Consider the following 16,980-nt stretch of genomic DNA (forward strand, 5'->3'; position numbering starts at 1 on the left):
CGACTTGCCCGCGCGGGCGGCTATGGATGGAGCAAAGGAGAGACTGATGAAGCTCGCAAGCCTGAAGAACGGCCGTGACGGCAAGCTGGTAGTCGTATCGAACGACCTGGCCTGGTACGCCAGTGCCGACATGATCGCGCCGACGCTGCAGGCGGCGCTCGACAATTGGGACCGGGTAGAGGCCGATCTGCGGAACCTCGCCACCGATCTCGACCATGAAGTGATTCCGCGCGAGCGCTTCCACGAACGGCTCGCCGCCGCGCCGCTGCCGCGCGCCTATCAATGGGCCGATGGCTCGGCCTATGTGAACCATGTCGCGCTGGTGCGGCAGGCGCGCGGGGCGGAGATGCCCGAGAGCTTCTGGCACGATCCGCTGATGTATCAGGGCGGCAGCGACGGGTTCCTCGGCCCGCGCGACCCGATCCCGCTCGCCGACGAAGCCTGGGGCTGCGACCTGGAAGGCGAAGTGGTGGTCGTCACCGGCGACGTGCCGCTGGGCGCGAGCCGCGAGGAGGCGCTGGCCGCGATCCGGCTGGTCGGCCTCACCAACGACGTTTCGCTGCGCAACCTGATCCCCGCCGAGCTCGCCAAGGGTTTCGGCTTCTTCCAGTCCAAGCCGGCCAGCGCCTTCTCGCCGGTCTTCGCCACGCCCGATTCGCTGGGCGACTGGTGGCAGGACGGCAAGCTTCACCGCAAGCTGATGGTCGATGTGAACGGCAAGCCCTTCGGCCGGGCCGAGGCCGGGGTGGACATGACCTTCGACTTCGGCACCCTGGTCGCCCATGCCGCGAAGACGCGCCGGCTCGGCGCCGGTACGATCATCGGCTCGGGCACGGTTTCGAACCGCGGCGCGGATGGCGGGCCGGGCACGCCGGTGGGCGAGGGCGGCGTCGGCTATTCCTGCATCGCCGAGATCCGCACGATCGAGACGATCCGCGGCGGCGCGCCGGTCACGCCCTTCCTCAAGGCCGGCGACACGGTGCGCATCTGGGCCGAGGACGACCGGCACCACCCGATCTTCGGCGTGATCGAGCAGACCGTGGGGGGATAGGATGCCCGGACGGGCCGGAGCTGCGGGGCACGGCTTGCGAATGCCGGCCGGCGTCCCGATCTTCGGCCCGGGTGCGGCGGTGCCGCGGGCTGGTGGAGCATCATGACCGTCGAGAGCTTCTATACCGTGTTCGAGACTGTGGCCGGCTTCGCCGCCATCGGCTGGAACGCGCAGGGCGTCAGCAGCTTCCGGCTGCCCCCAGGCACGGCGCGGGAGGCGGAGCGTTCGCTGCTGCGCCGCCTGCCGGATGCGAAGGCGGTGCCGCCGCCGCCCCAGGTACAGGCTGTGATCGACGATGCGCGGCGCTATTTCGCCGGGGAGCGCGTCGACTTTGCGGGCGTGGCGGTCGACCTCGGGCGGCAGGAGCCGTTTTTCGACCGCGTCTATGCCCATGTGCGCCAGCTCGGCTGGGGCGAGACGGCGACTTATGGCGCGATCGCCAGGGCGCTCGACGCGGGGCCGGAATTCGCGCGCGACGTCGGCCAGGCAATGGCGGGCAACCCGGTGCCGTTGATCATTCCCTGCCACCGCGTGACGGCCGCGAACGGGCGCATCGGCGGCTTCTCCGCGCCCGGCGGATCGCTGTCCAAGGCGCACATGCTCGCCATCGAGGGCGTCGAGGTGCAGGACGGCATCGTCACCCGGGACATGCCGCAGCTGGGCCTGGGCTTCTAGAAGCCGAACGATCCCTGCCGGTCGATCAGCGGCCAGCGGCCCAGCTCGATATGCCGGTGCGCGCCCAGGATCGAATGGATCAGCACGAAATCGGTCGCGTCCCAGCCGATCGGCTCGATCCTCCGCGTGAAGGGGCGGCCCTTGCGGTAGAGCAAGGTGACGTGCGGGTGGAACTCCCAGCCCCGGCGGAGCAGGGCGGCGGCGGCCAGGCCGCGCTGCAGCTGGCGGCCCAGCTCGGCGAGCGTGTCGATCTTGCGGGCGGGCCGCAACGCGATCGAGTCGCCGCCTGCCGAGACACGGTCGAGCGTGACCGGCACCGGCGCCGCCGCGACCTGCTCGCCGATCGCGATCAGCTGCTTGGCCTCGGCATAGGGGCGGTGGCCGAAATCCTCGGTGATGGCGAGGGTCATGTGCAGCCGGTCGTTCCCAACCAGGGCATCGGCCAGCCCGAGCTGGTCGCGCTGCACGCCGATCAGGTTGCGGGCCAGCGGGGCCGGGCGCAGCGCGTAGAACAGGCGGTGTCCGTGGATCGGCATCAGTGGAAGTCCCGCGAGCGCACCGGGATCAGGTCCGGCGCCTTGAGGCTGCGGCGCGGCGGCCAGTTGCCGGCCGAGTGCGGCCGGTCGCGCGGATCGATCTCGCCGCCATGCCTTGCGCCGTCGCCGGGCATCGTCATGTCCGGCAGCTCGAGCTCGCCGACTTCGCGCAGCCATGGCGTGAGGTCGGTGATCCGTTCGGCGACGAGATGGATGACGATGCCCTCGCGCTGTACCCGGCCAGCGATCGCCAGCATCGTCGCCGACATCACGGTGCGGCGATTGGCTTCGAACCGGTCGGCCCAGAGCACGGCATTGGCGATGCCGGTCTCGTCCTCCAGCGTGACGAACACCACGCCCTTGGCGCTGCCCGGCCGCTGGCGGACGAGGATCAGCCCGGCGACTTCCACGCGCTGCCCGTCCTGCATGTCCAGTAGGTCCGCGCACCGCGCGATCCGCCGGTCCGCCAGCCGCGCGCGCAGGAAGGAGAGGGGGTGGGCGCGCAGCGACAGCTGGGTGGCGCGATAATCCTCCACCACTTCGCGCCCCGCGGTGAGCGGCAACAGCGCCACCTGTGGCTCGATGATCTCGGCCATGCTTGCATCGGTGCGGGCATCGGCGGCGGCGAACAGGTCGAGCGGCGCCTGTCCCAACCCCCGGATCGCCCAGAGCGCCTGGCGCCGGTCCAGGCCCAGCGCCTGGAAGGCATCGGCACGCGCCAGCCGTTCGAGCGCGGCGGGTTTCACGCGGGAACGGCGCCAGGCATCCTCGATCGACGCGAAGGGCCCCCTGGTGCGGGCCTTCAGGATCGCCTCGGCGTCTTCCTGGGACAGCCCCTGCACGATCCGCATGCCGAGCCGGATCGGCTGCAGGCCCGCCCAGTCCGCGTCGGTGCCGCAGAACTTGGGGTCGCGCGCGCGCGGGTTCGGCCCCTCGGGCACCATTCGCGTGTCCCAGTCGCTGTCGTTGATGCAGACGGCGCGCGCTTCCACCCCATGCGTGCGCGCATCGCGGATCAGCTGGGCGGGCGCATAGAAGCCCATCGGCTGCGCGTTGAGCAGCGCGGTGCAGAATGCGTCCGGATGATGGCATTTCATCCAGCTCGAGGCATAGGCGATCTTGGCGAAGCTGGCGGCGTGGCTCTCGGGAAAGCCGTAATTGCTGAAGCCCTTGATCTGCTCGACCATCTGCGCGGCGAAGGTCTCGCTGATCCCGTTCCTGCGCATGCCTTCGATCAGCTTGGGGCCGAACTCGCCGATATCGCCGCTCGACTTGAACGTCGCCATCGCGCGGCGCAGCCGGTCCGCCTCGCTGGCGGTGAAGCCGGCGCCGACGATCGCCACCTGCATCGCCTGTTCCTGGAACAGCGGCACGCCCAGCGTCTTCTTCAGCACGTCTTCCAGTTCGGGCGAGGGGTAGGTGACCAGTTCCGGCTTCTGCCGGCGCTTCAGATAGGGATGGACCATGTTGCCCTGGATCGGCCCGGGCCGGACGATCGCGACCTGGATCGCGATGTCGTAGAAATTCACGGGCTTCATCCGCGGCAGCATCGACATTTGCGCGCGGCTCTCGATCTGGAACACGCCCAGCGTATCCGCCTGCCGGATCATCTCGAAGGTCGGCGGGTCCTCGCCCTGCATCAGCGGCGCGGCGAGGGTGAGATGGATGCGCTTGTGCGCGGCGAGCAGGTCGAAGGCGCGGCGCATGCAGCCGAGCATGCCGAGGCCGAGAATGTCGACCTTCATGAAGCCCAGTTCCTCGATGTCGAGCTTTTCCCATTCGACGACGTGGCGATCGATCATCGCGGCGGGCTCCACCGGGATCAGGTCGTGCAGCCGGTCGCGGGTGAGCACGAAGCCGCCGGGATGCTGGGAGAGGTGGCGCGGCGTGTCGACCAGCTGGCGCGCGAGCTCCAGGGTCAGCGCCAGCCGCGGATCACTGCGGTCGAGGTTGAGCGCATCGGCATGGCGGTCGTCGACGTCGTTCGACCAGCCCCAGACCTGGGAGGAGAGCGCGGCGGTCATGTCCTCGGGCAGGCCCATCGCCTTGCCGACTTCGCGCAAGGCGCTGCGCGAGCGGAAGCGGATCACCACCGCGGTGAGCGCGGCATGATCGCGGCCATAGGTGTCGTAGATCCACTGGATCACTTCCTCGCGCCGCTCATGCTCGAAATCGACATCGATATCGGGCGGCTCCTTGCGCTCGGTCGAGATGAAGCGCTCGAACAGCAGCTGGTGCTTGATCGGATCGATCGAGGTGATGCCCAGCGCGAAGCAGATCACCGAATTGGCGGCGCTTCCCCGGCCCTGGCACAGGATCTGCTGGCTGAGCGCGAACTGGACGATCGAATTGACCGTGAGGAAATAGGGCGCGTAGCCCATCTGCTCGACCAGGCCGAGCTCATGGGTGAGCAGGTCCCGATGCGCCTGCGAGGGCTTGCCGGCGAATTTCTGCCTGAGCCCGTTCCAGGCGAGCGCGGCGAGCGCCTCCTGCGCGCTGCGGCCATGGATGACCTCTTCCTCGGGATATTGGTGCCTGAGGTCGCGCAGGGTGAAGGTGCAGCGCTCGGCGATCGCCTCGGAGGCGGCGAGCGCCTGCGGATAGTCGCGGAAGCGGCGCGCCATTTCCGCGGGCGACTTCAAGTGCCGGTCGGCGCTGCGTTCGCGGCGGAAGCCGAGTTCGTCGATCGTGCATTTCTCGCGGATCGCAGTGACCACGTCCTGCAGCATGCGCCGGTCGGGCGTGTCGTAGAGCACGTCGCCGGTGGCGAGCGGCGTGAGGCCGAAGCGGCGGGCGGCGAGGTTCAGTTCGTGCAGCCGCATCGCGTCGCCCGGGCGGCGATGCTGCGTGAGGCAGACATGGCCGCGCTCTCCGAACAGGTCGGCAATCCATTGAAGGGCCTGGGAGTCGCCGCGATCGGCGAGGCCGGGCACCAGCGCGCCGACCATCCCCCGCGCTGCCTCGGCCAGGTCCTCCCAATGGAGGAAGCATCGCCCCTTCTCGCCCTTCTGCGCGTCCGCCCGCGACTTGCCGAGGGTGAGCAGCCGGGTGAGCCGCGACCAGGCGGCGCTGTCTTCGGGCCAGACCAGCACCGAGCTGCCGTCGGTCAGGTCGAGCCGGCAGCCGGCGATCATCCGGATCGGCACGCCGAGATCGCTGATCTGCTCCGCCGCGACCAGCGACCGCACCACCCCGCCCACCGAATTGCGATCGACGATGCCGAGTGCGGGCAGGCCGAGCAGCGCGCCCGTGCGGAACAGGTCCTCGGGCGAGGAGGCGCCGCGCAGGAACGAGAAATGCGTGGTGACCTGGAGTTCGGAATAGGTCATCCGAACACTCCGTGGAGATACCAGCTGAGATCGCCGGTCACCGCGCGCTCGCCGTCGCCCGAGCGGAACAGCCAGTAGCGGCGGCCCGTCTCGTCCTCGACGCGGAAATAGTCGCGCACGCTCATCCGTTCGGCATCGCGCTTCCACCATTCGCCCTGGATGCGCTCGGGCCCGTCGGCATGGATCACCTGATGGGCGCGCCCGCGCCAGGTGAAACGGCGCGGGGCATGGTCGGGCAGCTCGGCCATGACGTGATCGAGCCGTTCGGGCCGCGCGAGCAGCCGCGCCGGGCGCGGCCAGCCCGGGTGCCAGGGCGGCAAGGGCGGGTTGCGATCGAGCTGGCGGACATCGTCGCGCTTCGTGCGCATCGCGCCGCGGGCGGGCGGATCGAGCACCGGCGCGCGGATCAGGGATCGCTCGGGCACGTCGCTCTCCACCGGCCGCATCCGCCACAGGGCCGCCGGGCCGATCCGGGTCGCCAGCGTGTCCACCAGCGTGGCGAGGTCGGGCGCAGCTTCCTCGTCCAGCCGCTCGACCACCGGCTCGGGCCCGAGCATGCCGGCGCGGCGGACATGGAGCGTGATCGCATCGATGCCGTAACCCGGCTCGACATCCTCGATCCGGCGCTTGAGCAGGCGGAGCAGATGGGCGCTGTCGCGACTGGGGCGGGCGAGGCCGAGGCGGATGCGTTGCGGCACGCCGTCGACGCGTTCGGCGATGCACTCGAGCGCCTGCACGCCCAGCCCCTCGGCCTCGAGCGCGGCGGCGAGGCGCGGGGTGAGCACGCCCAGCCAATGCGCGATCGCCTCGGCAGTGGCGATCGGCTCGGCGAAGCGCTGGCGGACGGCGATCGCCTCGGGCGGGATCACCGGGACGAGCGGTTCGGCGATGCGGCCCAGCGCCTGGTCGAGCCGCAGCACCGTAGCGGCGCCGAAGCGGCGGACGAGCGGGGCGCGGGGCAGGGCGGCGAGCTGGCCGATCCGGTCGATGCCCAGGCGCCTGAGCAGTTCCACTGCCGCCGCGTCGACGCGCAGCGCCGGGGTGGGGAGATCGTCGAGCGCGCGGGCCTGCTCGCCGGGTGGACAGATGCAGTTGCCCTGGAACCGCGCCAGCGCCCAGGCGGCGCCCGGCGTGTCGGCGATGGCGATGCGGGCGGCGAAGCCGGCGCGCGCGAGCAGCGTCACGATGCGCCGTGCCATGCCTTCCTCGCCGCCGAACAGATGCGCGGTGCCCGAGATGTCGAGCATCAGCCCATCCGTTCCGGACACCGCCACCACCGGCGACCAGCGCCGCGCGGCAAGGATTGCCAGGCTCCTGAGCGATGCGAGATCGCCCTCCGGATCGGCCGGCCGGATATCGAGCCCCGGCACCTGCGCACGTGCCTGGGTGACTGCCATGCCGGGCCTCAGCCCCAGTGCCTGGGCGGCGGGGCAGGCGGCGGCGATCTCGATACGGCTGCCGTTGCGAAGGGAGGTGACGAGGGGGGCGTATACTTCCTCTCCCAGCTCGCTGGGGGAGGGGGACCGCGCGACGCAGTCGCGTGGCGGAGGGGCAGCGGGCGAAGCCCGCCGGCTGACGCCGGCGGCCCCTCCACCACGCCGCTTCGCGGCGCGGTCCCCCTCCCCGAGCCGGGCTCGGGGAGGAATTGGTTCATCCGCCTGCGCCCATTTCGCGCCCGGCCGCCAATGGCCCTCATGCTGGGCCGGCTTGCGCAGCGGCGCCTGGGGGGCGGCGAAGGCGCGCGCGTCAGGCCGCGCGCCGGCGCGCCGTTCCGCCCGCCACAGCCTTTCGATCGGCCACAGGGGAAGGAAGAGCGCAGCGACCCGTTGCATCGCATGCCTCCACTATCGTCTCGAAACTCTCGCCCCCCTTTTGCCGGGCCAGTTCCAGCCGCCAGCGCGGCCGCCCGACGCCCGCCACTGGCAGCGGCGCCGAGGGGGCGGACGTCACTCGCCAGCGCGTCACCGCCGCCGAAGGCATGCCGATCGGATCGCTGCCTTCGCGCGCGGCGCGCTTCAGCAGCAGCGCGATCGTCCGCCCGCCCTCGGCCGCCAGCTGGAGCCGGCGCGTCGCGGTCATGTCCGCGCGCCTGGCCTCGCCGATCACCGCGCCCAGTCCGCGATGGCGCAACCCTTCCTCCATGATCGCCAGCAGTTCGGCATCGTCCTTCGCCTCGGCATAGATCAGGCGCTTGGGATCGAGCCCCGACTGGGCGAGCCCGGGCGCGAACAGGTCGCGCCGCCGCACCACCCAGAGCACCGGCCCCCAGGCGCGCGCCGCGAGTCCGGCGAGGAACAGGGTGGCCGCGCAATCATCGGCCATGTCGCTCGTGCCCGCCGCCACTTCGTGCAGGGCGTCGAGCCTGAAGCCGCCATCGGCGAGGCGCGAATCGATCGCCTCGATGCCGAAGGGCAGCGAAGGCCGCCGGCGGAATCCACCGGTCTCGAGACCGCGCAGCGTCTCGCGCAATTGCTTCAGGACGGCAGGATCGGCCATAGGGCGCACGACTCGGAGAACAGAATGTTCCTATTCTGTTCCTTATTGCCGACGAGTCAATTGCCATTCCGCGGCACGTCCCTAAGCTCGGCGCCATTCATCGCTTTCAGGGAGCCTTCGGAACTTGATCCGCAACCTCAGCCGCCGCCAGGCGCTTCTCGGCACCAGCGCCTTGCTCGCAACGCCTTTCATGGGGAGCCTGATGGCAGAAGCCGCCGACACCGTGGACGCCGCGCCTTTGCTCGAGCCCTGGCCGGGCGGCTATGGCGGCGTGCCCCCCTGGGACAAGTTCAAGGTGGAGATGTTCCCGGCCGCCTTCGAAGCGGCGATCGCCGAGCAGCGCCGGGAGATCCATGCGATCCGCGACGCGCGGACCGCCTCGACCTTCCACAGCGTGATCGAGCCGATGCAGAAGGCGGGCGACACCATGGACCGCGTCGAATCGGCCTGGGGCGTCTATGAGAGCAACCTGGCCGACAAGCAGGTCCAGGCGATCGATCGCGAATGGAGCCCCAAGCTCGCCAGGGCGAATGACGAGCTGTTCCTCGATCCTTTGCTCTTCGCCCGAGTGAAGGGCGCGTACGACACGCGCGCCGGCCAGAAGCTCGATGCGCAGCAGCTGCGCCTGCTCGAGCGCAGCTATCGCGGCTTCGTCCGCCGCGGCGCCGCCCTCTCCGATGCCGATCGCGCCGAGGTCAGCCGGCTCAACCAGGCGCTCGCCTCGGCCTTTTCCGATTTCAGCCGCCGCCTGCTGGCGGACGAGGAGACCTGGATCGTCCTCGATTCCGAAGCCCAGCTCGCCGGCCTGCCGGACAGCTTCAAGGCCTCGCTCGCCAGCGCCGCCGCCGATCGCGGGCTGGCCGGCAAATGGGCGGTGGTCAACACGCGTTCCTCGGTCGCGCCCTTCCTGACCTATTCGACCGACCGGGGACTGCGCGAGAAAGTGTGGCGTGCCTTCGTCTCGCGCGGCGACAACGGCAATGCGAACGACAACAAGGCGGGCATCGCCGAGATTCTCAGGCTCCGCCAGCAGCGGGCGAAGCTGCTCGGCTTCCGGAACCACGCCTATTACCGCATGGACGACACCATGGCCGAAACCCCGGCCAATGCGATGAAGCTGATGATGGCGGTATGGCCCGCCGCTCGCGCTCGCGTCACGCAGGAAGTCGCCGACATGCAGGCGCTGGCCGACAGGGAAGGGGCGAAGATCACCATCGAGCCCTGGGACTATCGCTTCTATGCCGAAAAGGTCCGCAAGGCGAAGTACGACCTGGATGAGAGCGAGGTGAAGCCGTATCTCGAACTCGGCAACATCCTCCAGGGCGCCTTCTACGCTGCCGGCCGGCTCTACGATCTCGGCTTCCGGGAAGTGAAGGACGTGCCGGTGTTCGATCCCGCGGTGCGCACCTTCGAAGTGACCGACACGCGCACCGGCAAGAACATCGGGATTTTCTATTTCGACGGTTATGCCCGGTCGGGCAAGCGCTCCGGCGCCTGGGCGACGCGCTATCGCGGCCAGCAGAAGTTCGGCGGCGTGCGCAACACGCTGGCTTCGAACAACAATAATTTCGTCAAGGGCGGCGCCGGCGAGCCGACGCTGATCAGCCTCGACGATGCGACGACGCTGTTCCACGAGTTCGGCCATGCGATCCACAGCCTGCTGCAGAACGTCACCTATCCGGGGCTGGCCGGTACCCCGCGCGACTTCGTCGAATATCCCAGCCAGGTGAACGAGAACTGGCTGCTCACCCGCGACGTGCTCGACAAATATGCGAAGCACTACAAGACCGGCGCGCCGATGCCGCAGGCGCTGGTCGACAAGATCGAGAAGTCGTCCACCTTCAACCAGGGCTTCGATACGGTGGAATATCTCGCCTGCGCGATCCTCGACATGCAGCTGCACGATCGCGAGGTGCCGGTAACGGACATCGCCGCGTTCGAGAAGGAGGCACTGGGCGCGCTCGGCATGCCGAAGGAGATCGTGCTGCGCCACCGCATGCCGCAGTTCGGCCACCTCTTCTCGTCCGACGCCTATTCGGCCGGCTATTATTCCTATCTCTGGTCGGAGACGATGGACGCCGACACCTGGGCGGCGTTCCAGGAAACCGGCAATGTCTGGGACAAGGCGACGGCGGACCGCTTCCGCGCGACTTTGCTCTCCACCGGCAACGAGACCGACCGCAAAATTGCCTATCGCGCGTTTCGGGGCAGGGATCCGGACGTGTCGGCGCTGTTCAGGCGGCGTGGGTTCCCGGTGGCGTGAAGGCCGGGCTCGCCGCAGCCCTGATGCTCCTCGCGCCCGGAATCGCCCGGGCGCAGGACGCGCCTGTCCCGCACTATCTCCCGCCGGACTTCGCCGGGGAGGAGGGCGGCTTCTACGAGAGCTGGTTCGGCCGACATCTCGCCGCGATGGAAGAGCCGGTGCTTGGGGCGCCGCATGCGCTGGACGGCTATCGCATCCGCTTCCGCATGCTGGTGCTGCCCAGCTTCCTCGAGCCCTATGTGATCGGCGTCGATGAGCGTACCGACGGCCGGCACGTGGTGCGCTACACGCGCACCGACGGGCGCGGCGGCTATGGCCCGGGGCCGATCGCCGAACGGCGGATCGAGGCGCTGGCCGGCGATCGCTTCGTGCGCGTGGCGGATGCGCTCGCCGATGCCCGCCTTGCCGAGCGGCTGCCGAGCAATCGCGACGGGCAGGAGTTTGCCGGCGATGTGCCGCGCGCCGACATGGTGATCTGCCTGGACGGCACCCAGTTCGTCTTCGAGCTGCTCGATGGTGCGGGCCATCACGTCGTCACCCGGCATGATTGCAGCCTCGACGGGCCGATTCGGGCGCTGGTCGATGCCACGCAGCGCGCCGCCGGCCTCCTGCGACGCAAGCGCCGCAGCGACTGATCCGTCTGGATTCTCGTCCCGAATTCCCAGCATTTCGGGCGGCGTTTCAGGTCAGCACCCCTGACCTACTTGCGCCGGGCTTTGAAATTTTATAACAATGGCGCGAAACGTGATTCCCGCGCGTTTGGCGACGGGAGCCTATGTCCGGAGAGCCCATGTCGAGCGAGCGCGATCGCGCCAATTTGCCCCCGCTTGCGCTGCACGTGCCCGAGCCGCGATTCCGGCCGGGGGACGAGGCAGACTTCAGCGACATCGTGGTGCCGGCGGCCGGCGTCACCCGCCGTCCCGACACCGCCGACCGTGCCGACAGCTTCCATGAGCTGGCCTACGGCCTGGTCCGCGTCCTCGATGACGAAGGCAATGCGGTCGGCCCCTGGGACCCGCGGCTCGATGCCGATGCCAAGCGCCGCATGCTCCGTTCGATGGCGCTCACCCGCGCGTTCGACGAGCGCATGTTCCGTGCCCAGCGCCAGGGCAAGACCAGCTTCTACATGAAGTCCACCGGCGAGGAGGCCGTCTCGATCGGCGCGGCGATGGCGCTGGCCGGCGACGACATGTGCTTCCCCTCCTATCGCCAGCAGGGGATCCTCATCACGCGCGGCTATCCGATCGTGACGATGATGAACCAGATCTATTCGAACAAGGCCGATCCGCTGGAAGGGCGCCAGCTGCCGATCATGTACAGCTCGAAGGAATTCGGGTTCTTCTCGATCTCGGGCAATCTCGCCACGCAATATCCCCAGGCGGTCGGTTGGGCGATGGCGAGCGCGGCCAAGGGCGACACGCGCATCTCCGCCACCTGGTGCGGCGAGGGCTCGACGGCCGAGGGCGACTTCCACTCGGCGCTGACCTTCGCCACCGTCTACAAGGCGCCGGTCATCTTCAACGTCGTCAACAACCAATGGGCGATCTCGAGCTTCTCGGGCTTCGCCGGCGCCGAGGCGACCACCTTCGCAGCGCGGGCGATCGGCTATGGCATTGCGGGCCTTCGCGTCGACGGCAATGATGCGCTGGCAGTGTATGCAGCCACCGAATGGGCGGCGGAGCGCGCGCGGACCAACCAGGGCCCGACGCTGATCGAGCATTTCACCTATCGCGCCGAAGGCCATTCGACCTCGGACGACCCCACCGCCTATCGCTCGGCCGGCGAGCCCAATGCCTGGCCGCTCGGCGACCCGATCCGTCGCCTCAAGGAGCATCTGATCAAGCTCGGCGAATGGGACGAGGAGCGCCACGCCGCGCAGGACCTCGAGCTCGCCGAGCTGGTCAAGGCGTCGCAGAAGGAAGCCGAGAAGAACGGCATCCTCGGCCACGGCATGCACCAGCCCTTCGAATCGATGTTCGAGGGCGTGTTCGAGACCATCCCCTGGCACCTGAAGGAACAGCAGCAGCAGATGCTGGACGAGCAGAAGGCGGCCGGCCTGTGAGCGACATTATCGACGCCGAGGGCACCACCGTGCAGATGAACATGATCCAGGCGATCAATTCCGCCATGGACGTGATGATGGCGCGCGATCCGAACGTGATCGTGATGGGCGAGGATGTCGGCTATTTCGGCGGCGTCTTCCGCGCGACTGCCGGGCTTCAGGCCAAATATGGCAAGGCGCGCGCGTTCGACACGCCGATCACCGAGATCGGCATCATGGGCGTGGCGATCGGCATGGGCGCCTATGGCCTGCGCCCGGTCCCCGAGATCCAGTTCGCCGACTATATCTATCCGGCGCTCGACCAGCTCGTCTCCGAAGCCGCCCGCCTGCGCTATCGCTCGGCGGCGGACTTCACCGCGCCGATCACCATCCGCTCGCCCTATGGCGGCGGCATCTTCGGCGGGCAGACCCATTCGCAGAGCCCCGAGGGCATCTTCACCCACGTCTCGGGCATGAAGACGGTGATCCCCTCGACGCCGTACGACGCCAAGGGGCTGCTGATCGCGGCGATCGAGGACAATGATCCCGTCCTCTTCCTCGAGCCCAAGCGCATCTATAACGGCCCGTTCCACGGCCATTATGATCGCCCGGCCAAGACCTGGGCCGATCATCCCGGCGCCCGGGTGCCCGAGGGCCATTACCGCGTCGAGCTGGGCAAGGCCGCGGTCGTTCGCCCTGGCGAGGCAGTGACGATCCTCTGCTACGGCACGATGGTTCATGTCGTCGCCAACACGGTCGAGGAGCTGGGCGTGGACGCCGAGATCGTCGATCTGCGCACGCTCGTCCCGCTCGACATCGAGACGATCGAGGAGTCGGTGAAGAAGACCGGCCGCTGCCTGATCGTCCATGAAGCGACGCGCACCTCGGGCTTCGGCGCCGAGCTTTCGGCCCAGGTGCAGGAGCGCTGCTTCTACCATCTCGAAGCGCCGATCGAACGCGTCACCGGCTTCGACACGCCCTATCCGCACAGCCTGGAATGGGCCTATTTCCCCGGCCCGGTCCGCATCGGCACCGCCCTCAAGAAGATCCTGAAGGACTGATCCGCCATGGCACGCTTCACGTTTCGTCTGCCGGACATCGGCGAAGGCATTGCCGAGGCCGAGATCGTCGCCTGGCACGTCAAGATCGGCGACAAGGTGTCGGAGGACCAGCAGGTCGCCGACATGATGACCGACAAGGCCACCGTCGAGATGGAATCGCCCGTCACCGGAGTGGTGGTCGAGCTGGCCGGCGAAGTCGGCGACCAGGTCGCGATCGGCTCGGCGCTGATGGTGATCGAAGTCGAGGGCGAGGATGCCGGCGAGACTCCGGTGGAAAAGCAGGCCGAGGCGGCGACGCCGGGGGTTGAGGAGGTGGCAGCGCCGCAGGCCGAACCCGCTCCCCTTCCGCTTGCGGGAGGGGCTGGGGGAGGGCCTGTCGCACCCGCCGCGGTTGAAGAAACATCCCCTCCCCCGACCCCTCCCGCAAGCGGAAGGGGGGAAGAGAAGGTCCTCGCCAGCCCCGCGGTGCGCGCCCGGGCCAAGGATCTCGGCATCGACCTCGCCGTGGTGAAGGCGGACGGCAACCATGTCCGCCATGCCGATCTCGACGCCTATCTCCGCTATGGCAGCGCCCAGGGCTATCACGCTCCGCATGCCAGCCGCGCCCGCGAGGACTTGCCCGTCAAGGTCATCGGCATGCGCCGCCGCATCGCCGAGAACATGGCCGCGTCGAAGCGCGCCATTCCGCATTTCACTTATGTCGACGAGATCGACGTCACTGCGCTCGAGGCGATGCGCGGCGATCTCAACGACAATCGCGGCAACCGCCCGAAGCTGACCATGCTGCCGTTCCTGATCGTCGCGATCTGCCGGGCGCTGCCCGACTTCCCGATGATCAACGCGCGCTATGACGACGAGGCCGGCGTGGTCACCCGGCATGGCCGCGTCCATCTGGGCATGGCGGCGCAGACCGATGCCGGGCTGATGGTGCCGGTGATCCGCGACGCGCAGGACAAGAATGTCTGGCAGCTCGCCGCCGAGATCAGCCGCCTGGCCGAGGCCGCGCGCACCGGCAAGGCCAAGTCGGAGGAGCTGTCGGGCTCCACCCTCACCGTCACGTCGCTCGGCCCGCTCGGCGGCATCGCCACCACCCCGGTGATCAACCGCCCCGAAGTCGCGATCATCGGCCCGAACAAGATCGTCGAGCGCCCCATCTTCCAGGGCGACGAGATCGTTCGCGCCAAGCTGATGAACCTGTCGATCTCGTGCGACCACCGCGTCGTCGATGGCTGGGATGCGGCGAGCTTCGTCCAGGCGGTGCGGAAGCTGCTCGAAACCCCCGTCCTGCTCTTCGCGGATTGAGCGTGGCGGGGCGGGCCACCATCGCCGGTGCCGTCGCCGCCTCGCTCCCCGTCGCGATCGGTCTATGGTTGGCGCTGCGCCACGGCCTGCCGCCGATCGCGGCCCAGCCGATGCTGTTCGCGCTCCAATGCTCGGGCGCGGTGGTGCTGCTTGCGCTCGTGCCCGGCATCGAGGCGGTCGCGCACGAGCGGCTCTTCCATCGCTCGATCGATCCGCTGGCCGGCGCCGATTCGCCGCGGCTGATCGTCAACCAGCGCTATATCCAGAACACGCTCGAGCAGCTGGCGGTGCTGTTGCCCGGCCTGTTCCTGCTCGCGCATTACGAGCCTGACCTGCGCCTCGTCGCCGCCACCGCGATCCTGTGGACGCTCGGGCGCTGGGCATGGTGGATCGGCTATCACATCCATCCGCTGTGGCGCGGGCTCGGCGTCTATTCGATGTTCCTCGGCATGGTCGTGCTGCTGTGGGGCGTCGGCCGGTTCGGGTTCGAGTTGGCCGGCTGGGCCGGGGTGGCGGCGCTGCTCGGCCCCTTCGCGCTGATCGAGCTCTGGCTCTTCCGGGTGCTCCGCCGCTAGGATGCGGCGATGCAAGACTCGCTTCAATGGCGGCCGATGACGGCAGAGGATCTCGACGGCGTCGTCGCGGTGGCCCGTGTCGCCTTTCCCGACCATCCCGAAGGCCGCGCCTGTTTCGTCGAGCGGCTTGCGCTCGCGCCCGACACCTGTTTCGTACTGGCGGGCGAGGGGCGAGTGGCGGGCTATCTGATCGCCTATCCCTGGCCGCTGGAGGCGATCCCGCCGCTCGACACGCTGCTGGGGGCACTGCCCGGGACGCGGGACAGCTGGTATCTTCACGACCTGGCGTTGCTTCCCGAGGCGCGGGGCGGCGGCAATGCCCGGACGGGGCTCGACCTGTTGTTCGGCAGGGTCGACGCGCCGATCGCGCTCGTGTCGGTGAACGAATCCGCCGCCTTCTGGCAGGCGCAGGGTTTCGCGCCGCTGGACAGCCCGGCCCTGCGAGCCAAGCTTTCCAGCTATGGCCCGCATGCGCGTTACATGGTGCGGAGCGTCACAAAGCCGGTGTAGAACCGGGGCCATGCACTTCGATCACCTCCAGTCGATCAGCCTAGCCGGCGATGCCTCCGTTCCCAATGACGACCGTGCGGGCTTCGCGCACGCCCATGCCTGGGTGATCGACGGCGCCACCGATCTCGGCCCGCCGGGGCTGGTCGGCGCGCAGGGCGGCGCGGCCTGGCTGGCGAGCGTGGCGCAGGCGGCGTTCACCGGTTCCGGCGCCACGACCATCGGCACGCTCTATGCCGATGTCGCCGCGCACATCCTCGCCGCCTGGGAGCGCGATCGCACCCGCGACCCCGAGGATCGCTGGGAATATCCCCTCGCCTCGGCGCTCGCCGTCCGGCTGGGCGGCGAAGGGCTCGAGATCGGCTGGCTGGGCGATTGCGTCGGCTTTCTCCGCTCGGGCGGCCGGGTCGTGCGGCTCGGCCCGGAAAAGGAAATCCGCAATTCCGAGGCGGAGCGTGCCGCCAGCCTGGCCGAGCATGGCCTGGGCAGCCCCAAGCACTCCGCACCGATCCTCGCCAATCTGCGCGCGACGCGCGGGCGGACCGGCATGCGCGTGCTCAGTGTGGATCCCGAGCACATGGCGCAGGTCGATACCGCCGGCATCGCCTGCGCGCCCGGGGACGAGGTCTTCCTGATGAGCGACGGCTATGCCGCGCTGATCGACAGCTATGCCGCCTATGACGATACCGCGCTGGTGGAGGCGATCCGCGCACGTGGCCTCGCCGCCATCGCGGAGGAGCTGCGCGCGATCGAGCGCGCAGATGCCGCCTGCACCCGCTTCCCGCGGTTCAAGGCATCGGACGACGCCACTGCCCTGTGGCTCCGCATCGGAGGCTGAGATGCACTGGATCCTGCGCTACGTCATCGCATCCGATTATCTCGAACGCCGCGCCGGCTTCCGCGACGCGCATCTGGCCCTGGCCTGGGAAAGCGCCGATACGGGCGCGCTGATCCTGGGCGGCGCGGTCGGCGATCCGCCCGAGAGCGCCTTGCTGCTCTTTTCCAGCGAGGCAGCCGCGCGGGCCTTCGCCCAGGCCGATCCCTATGTCGCGAACGGTCTGGTGACGGACTGGGACGTGCTGCCCTGGAACACGGTGGTCGGCCAGGCGGCGGCGAACCCGGTGCGGCCCGCCGCCTGAACGCC

Annotated in this window: 15 protein-coding genes; 11 read left to right on the forward strand and 4 right to left on the reverse strand. The window is 69.2% G+C overall.

Translation table 11 applies throughout. The annotated features are described in order from the left end of the window. Positions 1-46 precede the first annotated feature (46 nt). Positions 47-1,051 carry a fumarylacetoacetate hydrolase family protein gene (locus tag CAP40_RS03565; protein WP_086127949.1) on the forward strand — a complete coding sequence of 335 codons (1,005 nt, stop codon included), beginning with the start codon at positions 47-49 and terminating at the stop codon, positions 1,049-1,051. A 102-nt stretch (positions 1,052-1,153) separates the two neighbouring features. After that, entirely contained in the window at positions 1,154-1,726 is a 573-nt protein-coding gene (locus tag CAP40_RS03570) for a methylated-DNA--[protein]-cysteine S-methyltransferase (protein WP_086127950.1), read from the forward strand. Here CAP40_RS03570 and CAP40_RS03575 read toward each other — a convergent pair. From CAP40_RS03575 to CAP40_RS03590, 4 genes are all read right to left on the reverse strand, one after another. Then, a complete protein-coding gene (locus tag CAP40_RS03575; RefSeq protein WP_086127951.1) occupies positions 1,723-2,262 on the reverse strand; it encodes a 2'-5' RNA ligase family protein in 540 nt (179 codons plus the stop codon). The two genes, CAP40_RS03570 and CAP40_RS03575, sit on opposite strands and share 4 nt — an antisense overlap. After that, complete coding sequence (locus tag CAP40_RS03580; RefSeq protein ID WP_086127952.1) at positions 2,262-5,591, reverse strand: error-prone DNA polymerase; 3,330 nt, start codon at positions 5,589-5,591, stop codon at positions 2,262-2,264. Before CAP40_RS03580 ends, CAP40_RS03575 begins: the two co-directional genes overlap by 1 nt. Next, positions 5,588-7,096, reverse strand: coding sequence for a DNA polymerase Y family protein (locus tag CAP40_RS03585; RefSeq protein WP_256924036.1), 1,509 nt, complete (start codon positions 7,094-7,096; stop codon positions 5,588-5,590). The genes CAP40_RS03580 and CAP40_RS03585 overlap by 4 nt, the downstream gene beginning before the upstream one ends. 241 nt (positions 7,097-7,337) lie before the next feature. Continuing rightward, positions 7,338-8,087 (reverse strand): ImuA family protein, encoded by a 750-nt coding sequence (locus tag CAP40_RS03590; RefSeq protein ID WP_086127954.1) that lies wholly within the window; start codon positions 8,085-8,087, stop codon positions 7,338-7,340. A 124-nt stretch (positions 8,088-8,211) separates the two neighbouring features. Here CAP40_RS03590 and CAP40_RS03595 point away from each other — a divergent pair, with 124 nt between their 5' ends. The 9 genes from CAP40_RS03595 (at position 8,212) to CAP40_RS03635 (ending at position 16,975) form a co-directional block, all read left to right on the forward strand. After that, a complete protein-coding gene (locus CAP40_RS03595) occupies positions 8,212-10,350 on the forward strand; it encodes a M3 family metallopeptidase (RefSeq protein WP_256924003.1) in 2,139 nt (712 codons plus the stop codon). A 23-nt stretch (positions 10,351-10,373) separates the two neighbouring features. Further along, positions 10,374-10,985 (forward strand): hypothetical protein, encoded by a 612-nt coding sequence (locus CAP40_RS03600; RefSeq protein WP_218822102.1) that lies wholly within the window; start codon positions 10,374-10,376, stop codon positions 10,983-10,985. Positions 10,986-11,140: 155 nt separating this feature from the next. After that, a complete protein-coding gene (locus tag CAP40_RS03605) occupies positions 11,141-12,412 on the forward strand; it encodes a 3-methyl-2-oxobutanoate dehydrogenase (2-methylpropanoyl-transferring) subunit alpha (protein WP_086127956.1) in 1,272 nt (423 codons plus the stop codon). Positions 12,413-12,447: 35 nt separating this feature from the next. Next, a complete protein-coding gene (locus tag CAP40_RS03610; RefSeq protein WP_086128440.1) occupies positions 12,448-13,452 on the forward strand; it encodes an alpha-ketoacid dehydrogenase subunit beta in 1,005 nt (334 codons plus the stop codon). A 6-nt stretch (positions 13,453-13,458) separates the two neighbouring features. Further along, positions 13,459-14,754 carry a dihydrolipoamide acetyltransferase family protein gene (locus tag CAP40_RS03615; protein WP_086127957.1) on the forward strand — a complete coding sequence of 432 codons (1,296 nt, stop codon included), beginning with the start codon at positions 13,459-13,461 and terminating at the stop codon, positions 14,752-14,754. Between the two features lie 2 nt (positions 14,755-14,756). Next, positions 14,757-15,329 carry an MAPEG family protein gene (locus CAP40_RS03620; RefSeq protein WP_086127958.1) on the forward strand — a complete coding sequence of 191 codons (573 nt, stop codon included), beginning with the start codon at positions 14,757-14,759 and terminating at the stop codon, positions 15,327-15,329. Between the two features lie 9 nt (positions 15,330-15,338). Beyond that, positions 15,339-15,839, forward strand: a complete 501-nt coding sequence (locus tag CAP40_RS03625) for a GNAT family N-acetyltransferase (RefSeq protein WP_218822103.1) — start codon at positions 15,339-15,341, stop codon at positions 15,837-15,839. Positions 15,840-15,849: 10 nt separating this feature from the next. After that, positions 15,850-16,674 (forward strand): protein phosphatase 2C domain-containing protein, encoded by an 825-nt coding sequence (locus CAP40_RS03630; RefSeq protein ID WP_086127960.1) that lies wholly within the window; start codon positions 15,850-15,852, stop codon positions 16,672-16,674. Position 16,675: 1 nt separating this feature from the next. Then, positions 16,676-16,975 carry a YciI-like protein gene (locus CAP40_RS03635; protein WP_086127961.1) on the forward strand — a complete coding sequence of 100 codons (300 nt, stop codon included), beginning with the start codon at positions 16,676-16,678 and terminating at the stop codon, positions 16,973-16,975. Positions 16,976-16,980: the final 5 nt, after the last annotated feature.

This window comes from Sphingomonas sp. IBVSS2 (assembly GCF_002127225.1).
GTDB lineage: Bacteria > Pseudomonadota > Alphaproteobacteria > Sphingomonadales > Sphingomonadaceae > Sphingomonas.

Bases quoted from the DNA above. Each gene is read 5' to 3' on its own strand.
- CAP40_RS03565 (WP_086127949.1), top strand. From the start codon at position 47: ATGAAGCTCGCAAGCCTGAAGAACGGCCGTGACGGCAAGCTGGTAGTC.
- CAP40_RS03570 (WP_086127950.1), top strand. From the start codon at position 1,154: ATGACCGTCGAGAGCTTCTATACCGTGTTCGAGACTGTGGCCGGCTTC.
- CAP40_RS03575 (WP_086127951.1), bottom strand. From the start codon at position 2,262: ATGCCGATCCACGGACACCGCCTGTTCTACGCGCTGCGCCCGGCCCCG.
- CAP40_RS03580 (WP_086127952.1), bottom strand. From the start codon at position 5,591: ATGACCTATTCCGAACTCCAGGTCACCACGCATTTCTCGTTCCTGCGC.
- CAP40_RS03590 (WP_086127954.1), bottom strand. From the start codon at position 8,087: ATGGCCGATCCTGCCGTCCTGAAGCAATTGCGCGAGACGCTGCGCGGT.
- CAP40_RS03600 (WP_218822102.1), top strand. From the start codon at position 10,374: ATGCTCCTCGCGCCCGGAATCGCCCGGGCGCAGGACGCGCCTGTCCCG.
- CAP40_RS03605 (WP_086127956.1), top strand. From the start codon at position 11,141: ATGTCGAGCGAGCGCGATCGCGCCAATTTGCCCCCGCTTGCGCTGCAC.
- CAP40_RS03610 (WP_086128440.1), top strand. From the start codon at position 12,448: ATGAACATGATCCAGGCGATCAATTCCGCCATGGACGTGATGATGGCG.
- CAP40_RS03615 (WP_086127957.1), top strand. From the start codon at position 13,459: ATGGCACGCTTCACGTTTCGTCTGCCGGACATCGGCGAAGGCATTGCC.
- CAP40_RS03625 (WP_218822103.1), top strand. From the start codon at position 15,339: ATGCAAGACTCGCTTCAATGGCGGCCGATGACGGCAGAGGATCTCGAC.
- CAP40_RS03630 (WP_086127960.1), top strand. From the start codon at position 15,850: ATGCACTTCGATCACCTCCAGTCGATCAGCCTAGCCGGCGATGCCTCC.
- CAP40_RS03635 (WP_086127961.1), top strand. From the start codon at position 16,676: ATGCACTGGATCCTGCGCTACGTCATCGCATCCGATTATCTCGAACGC.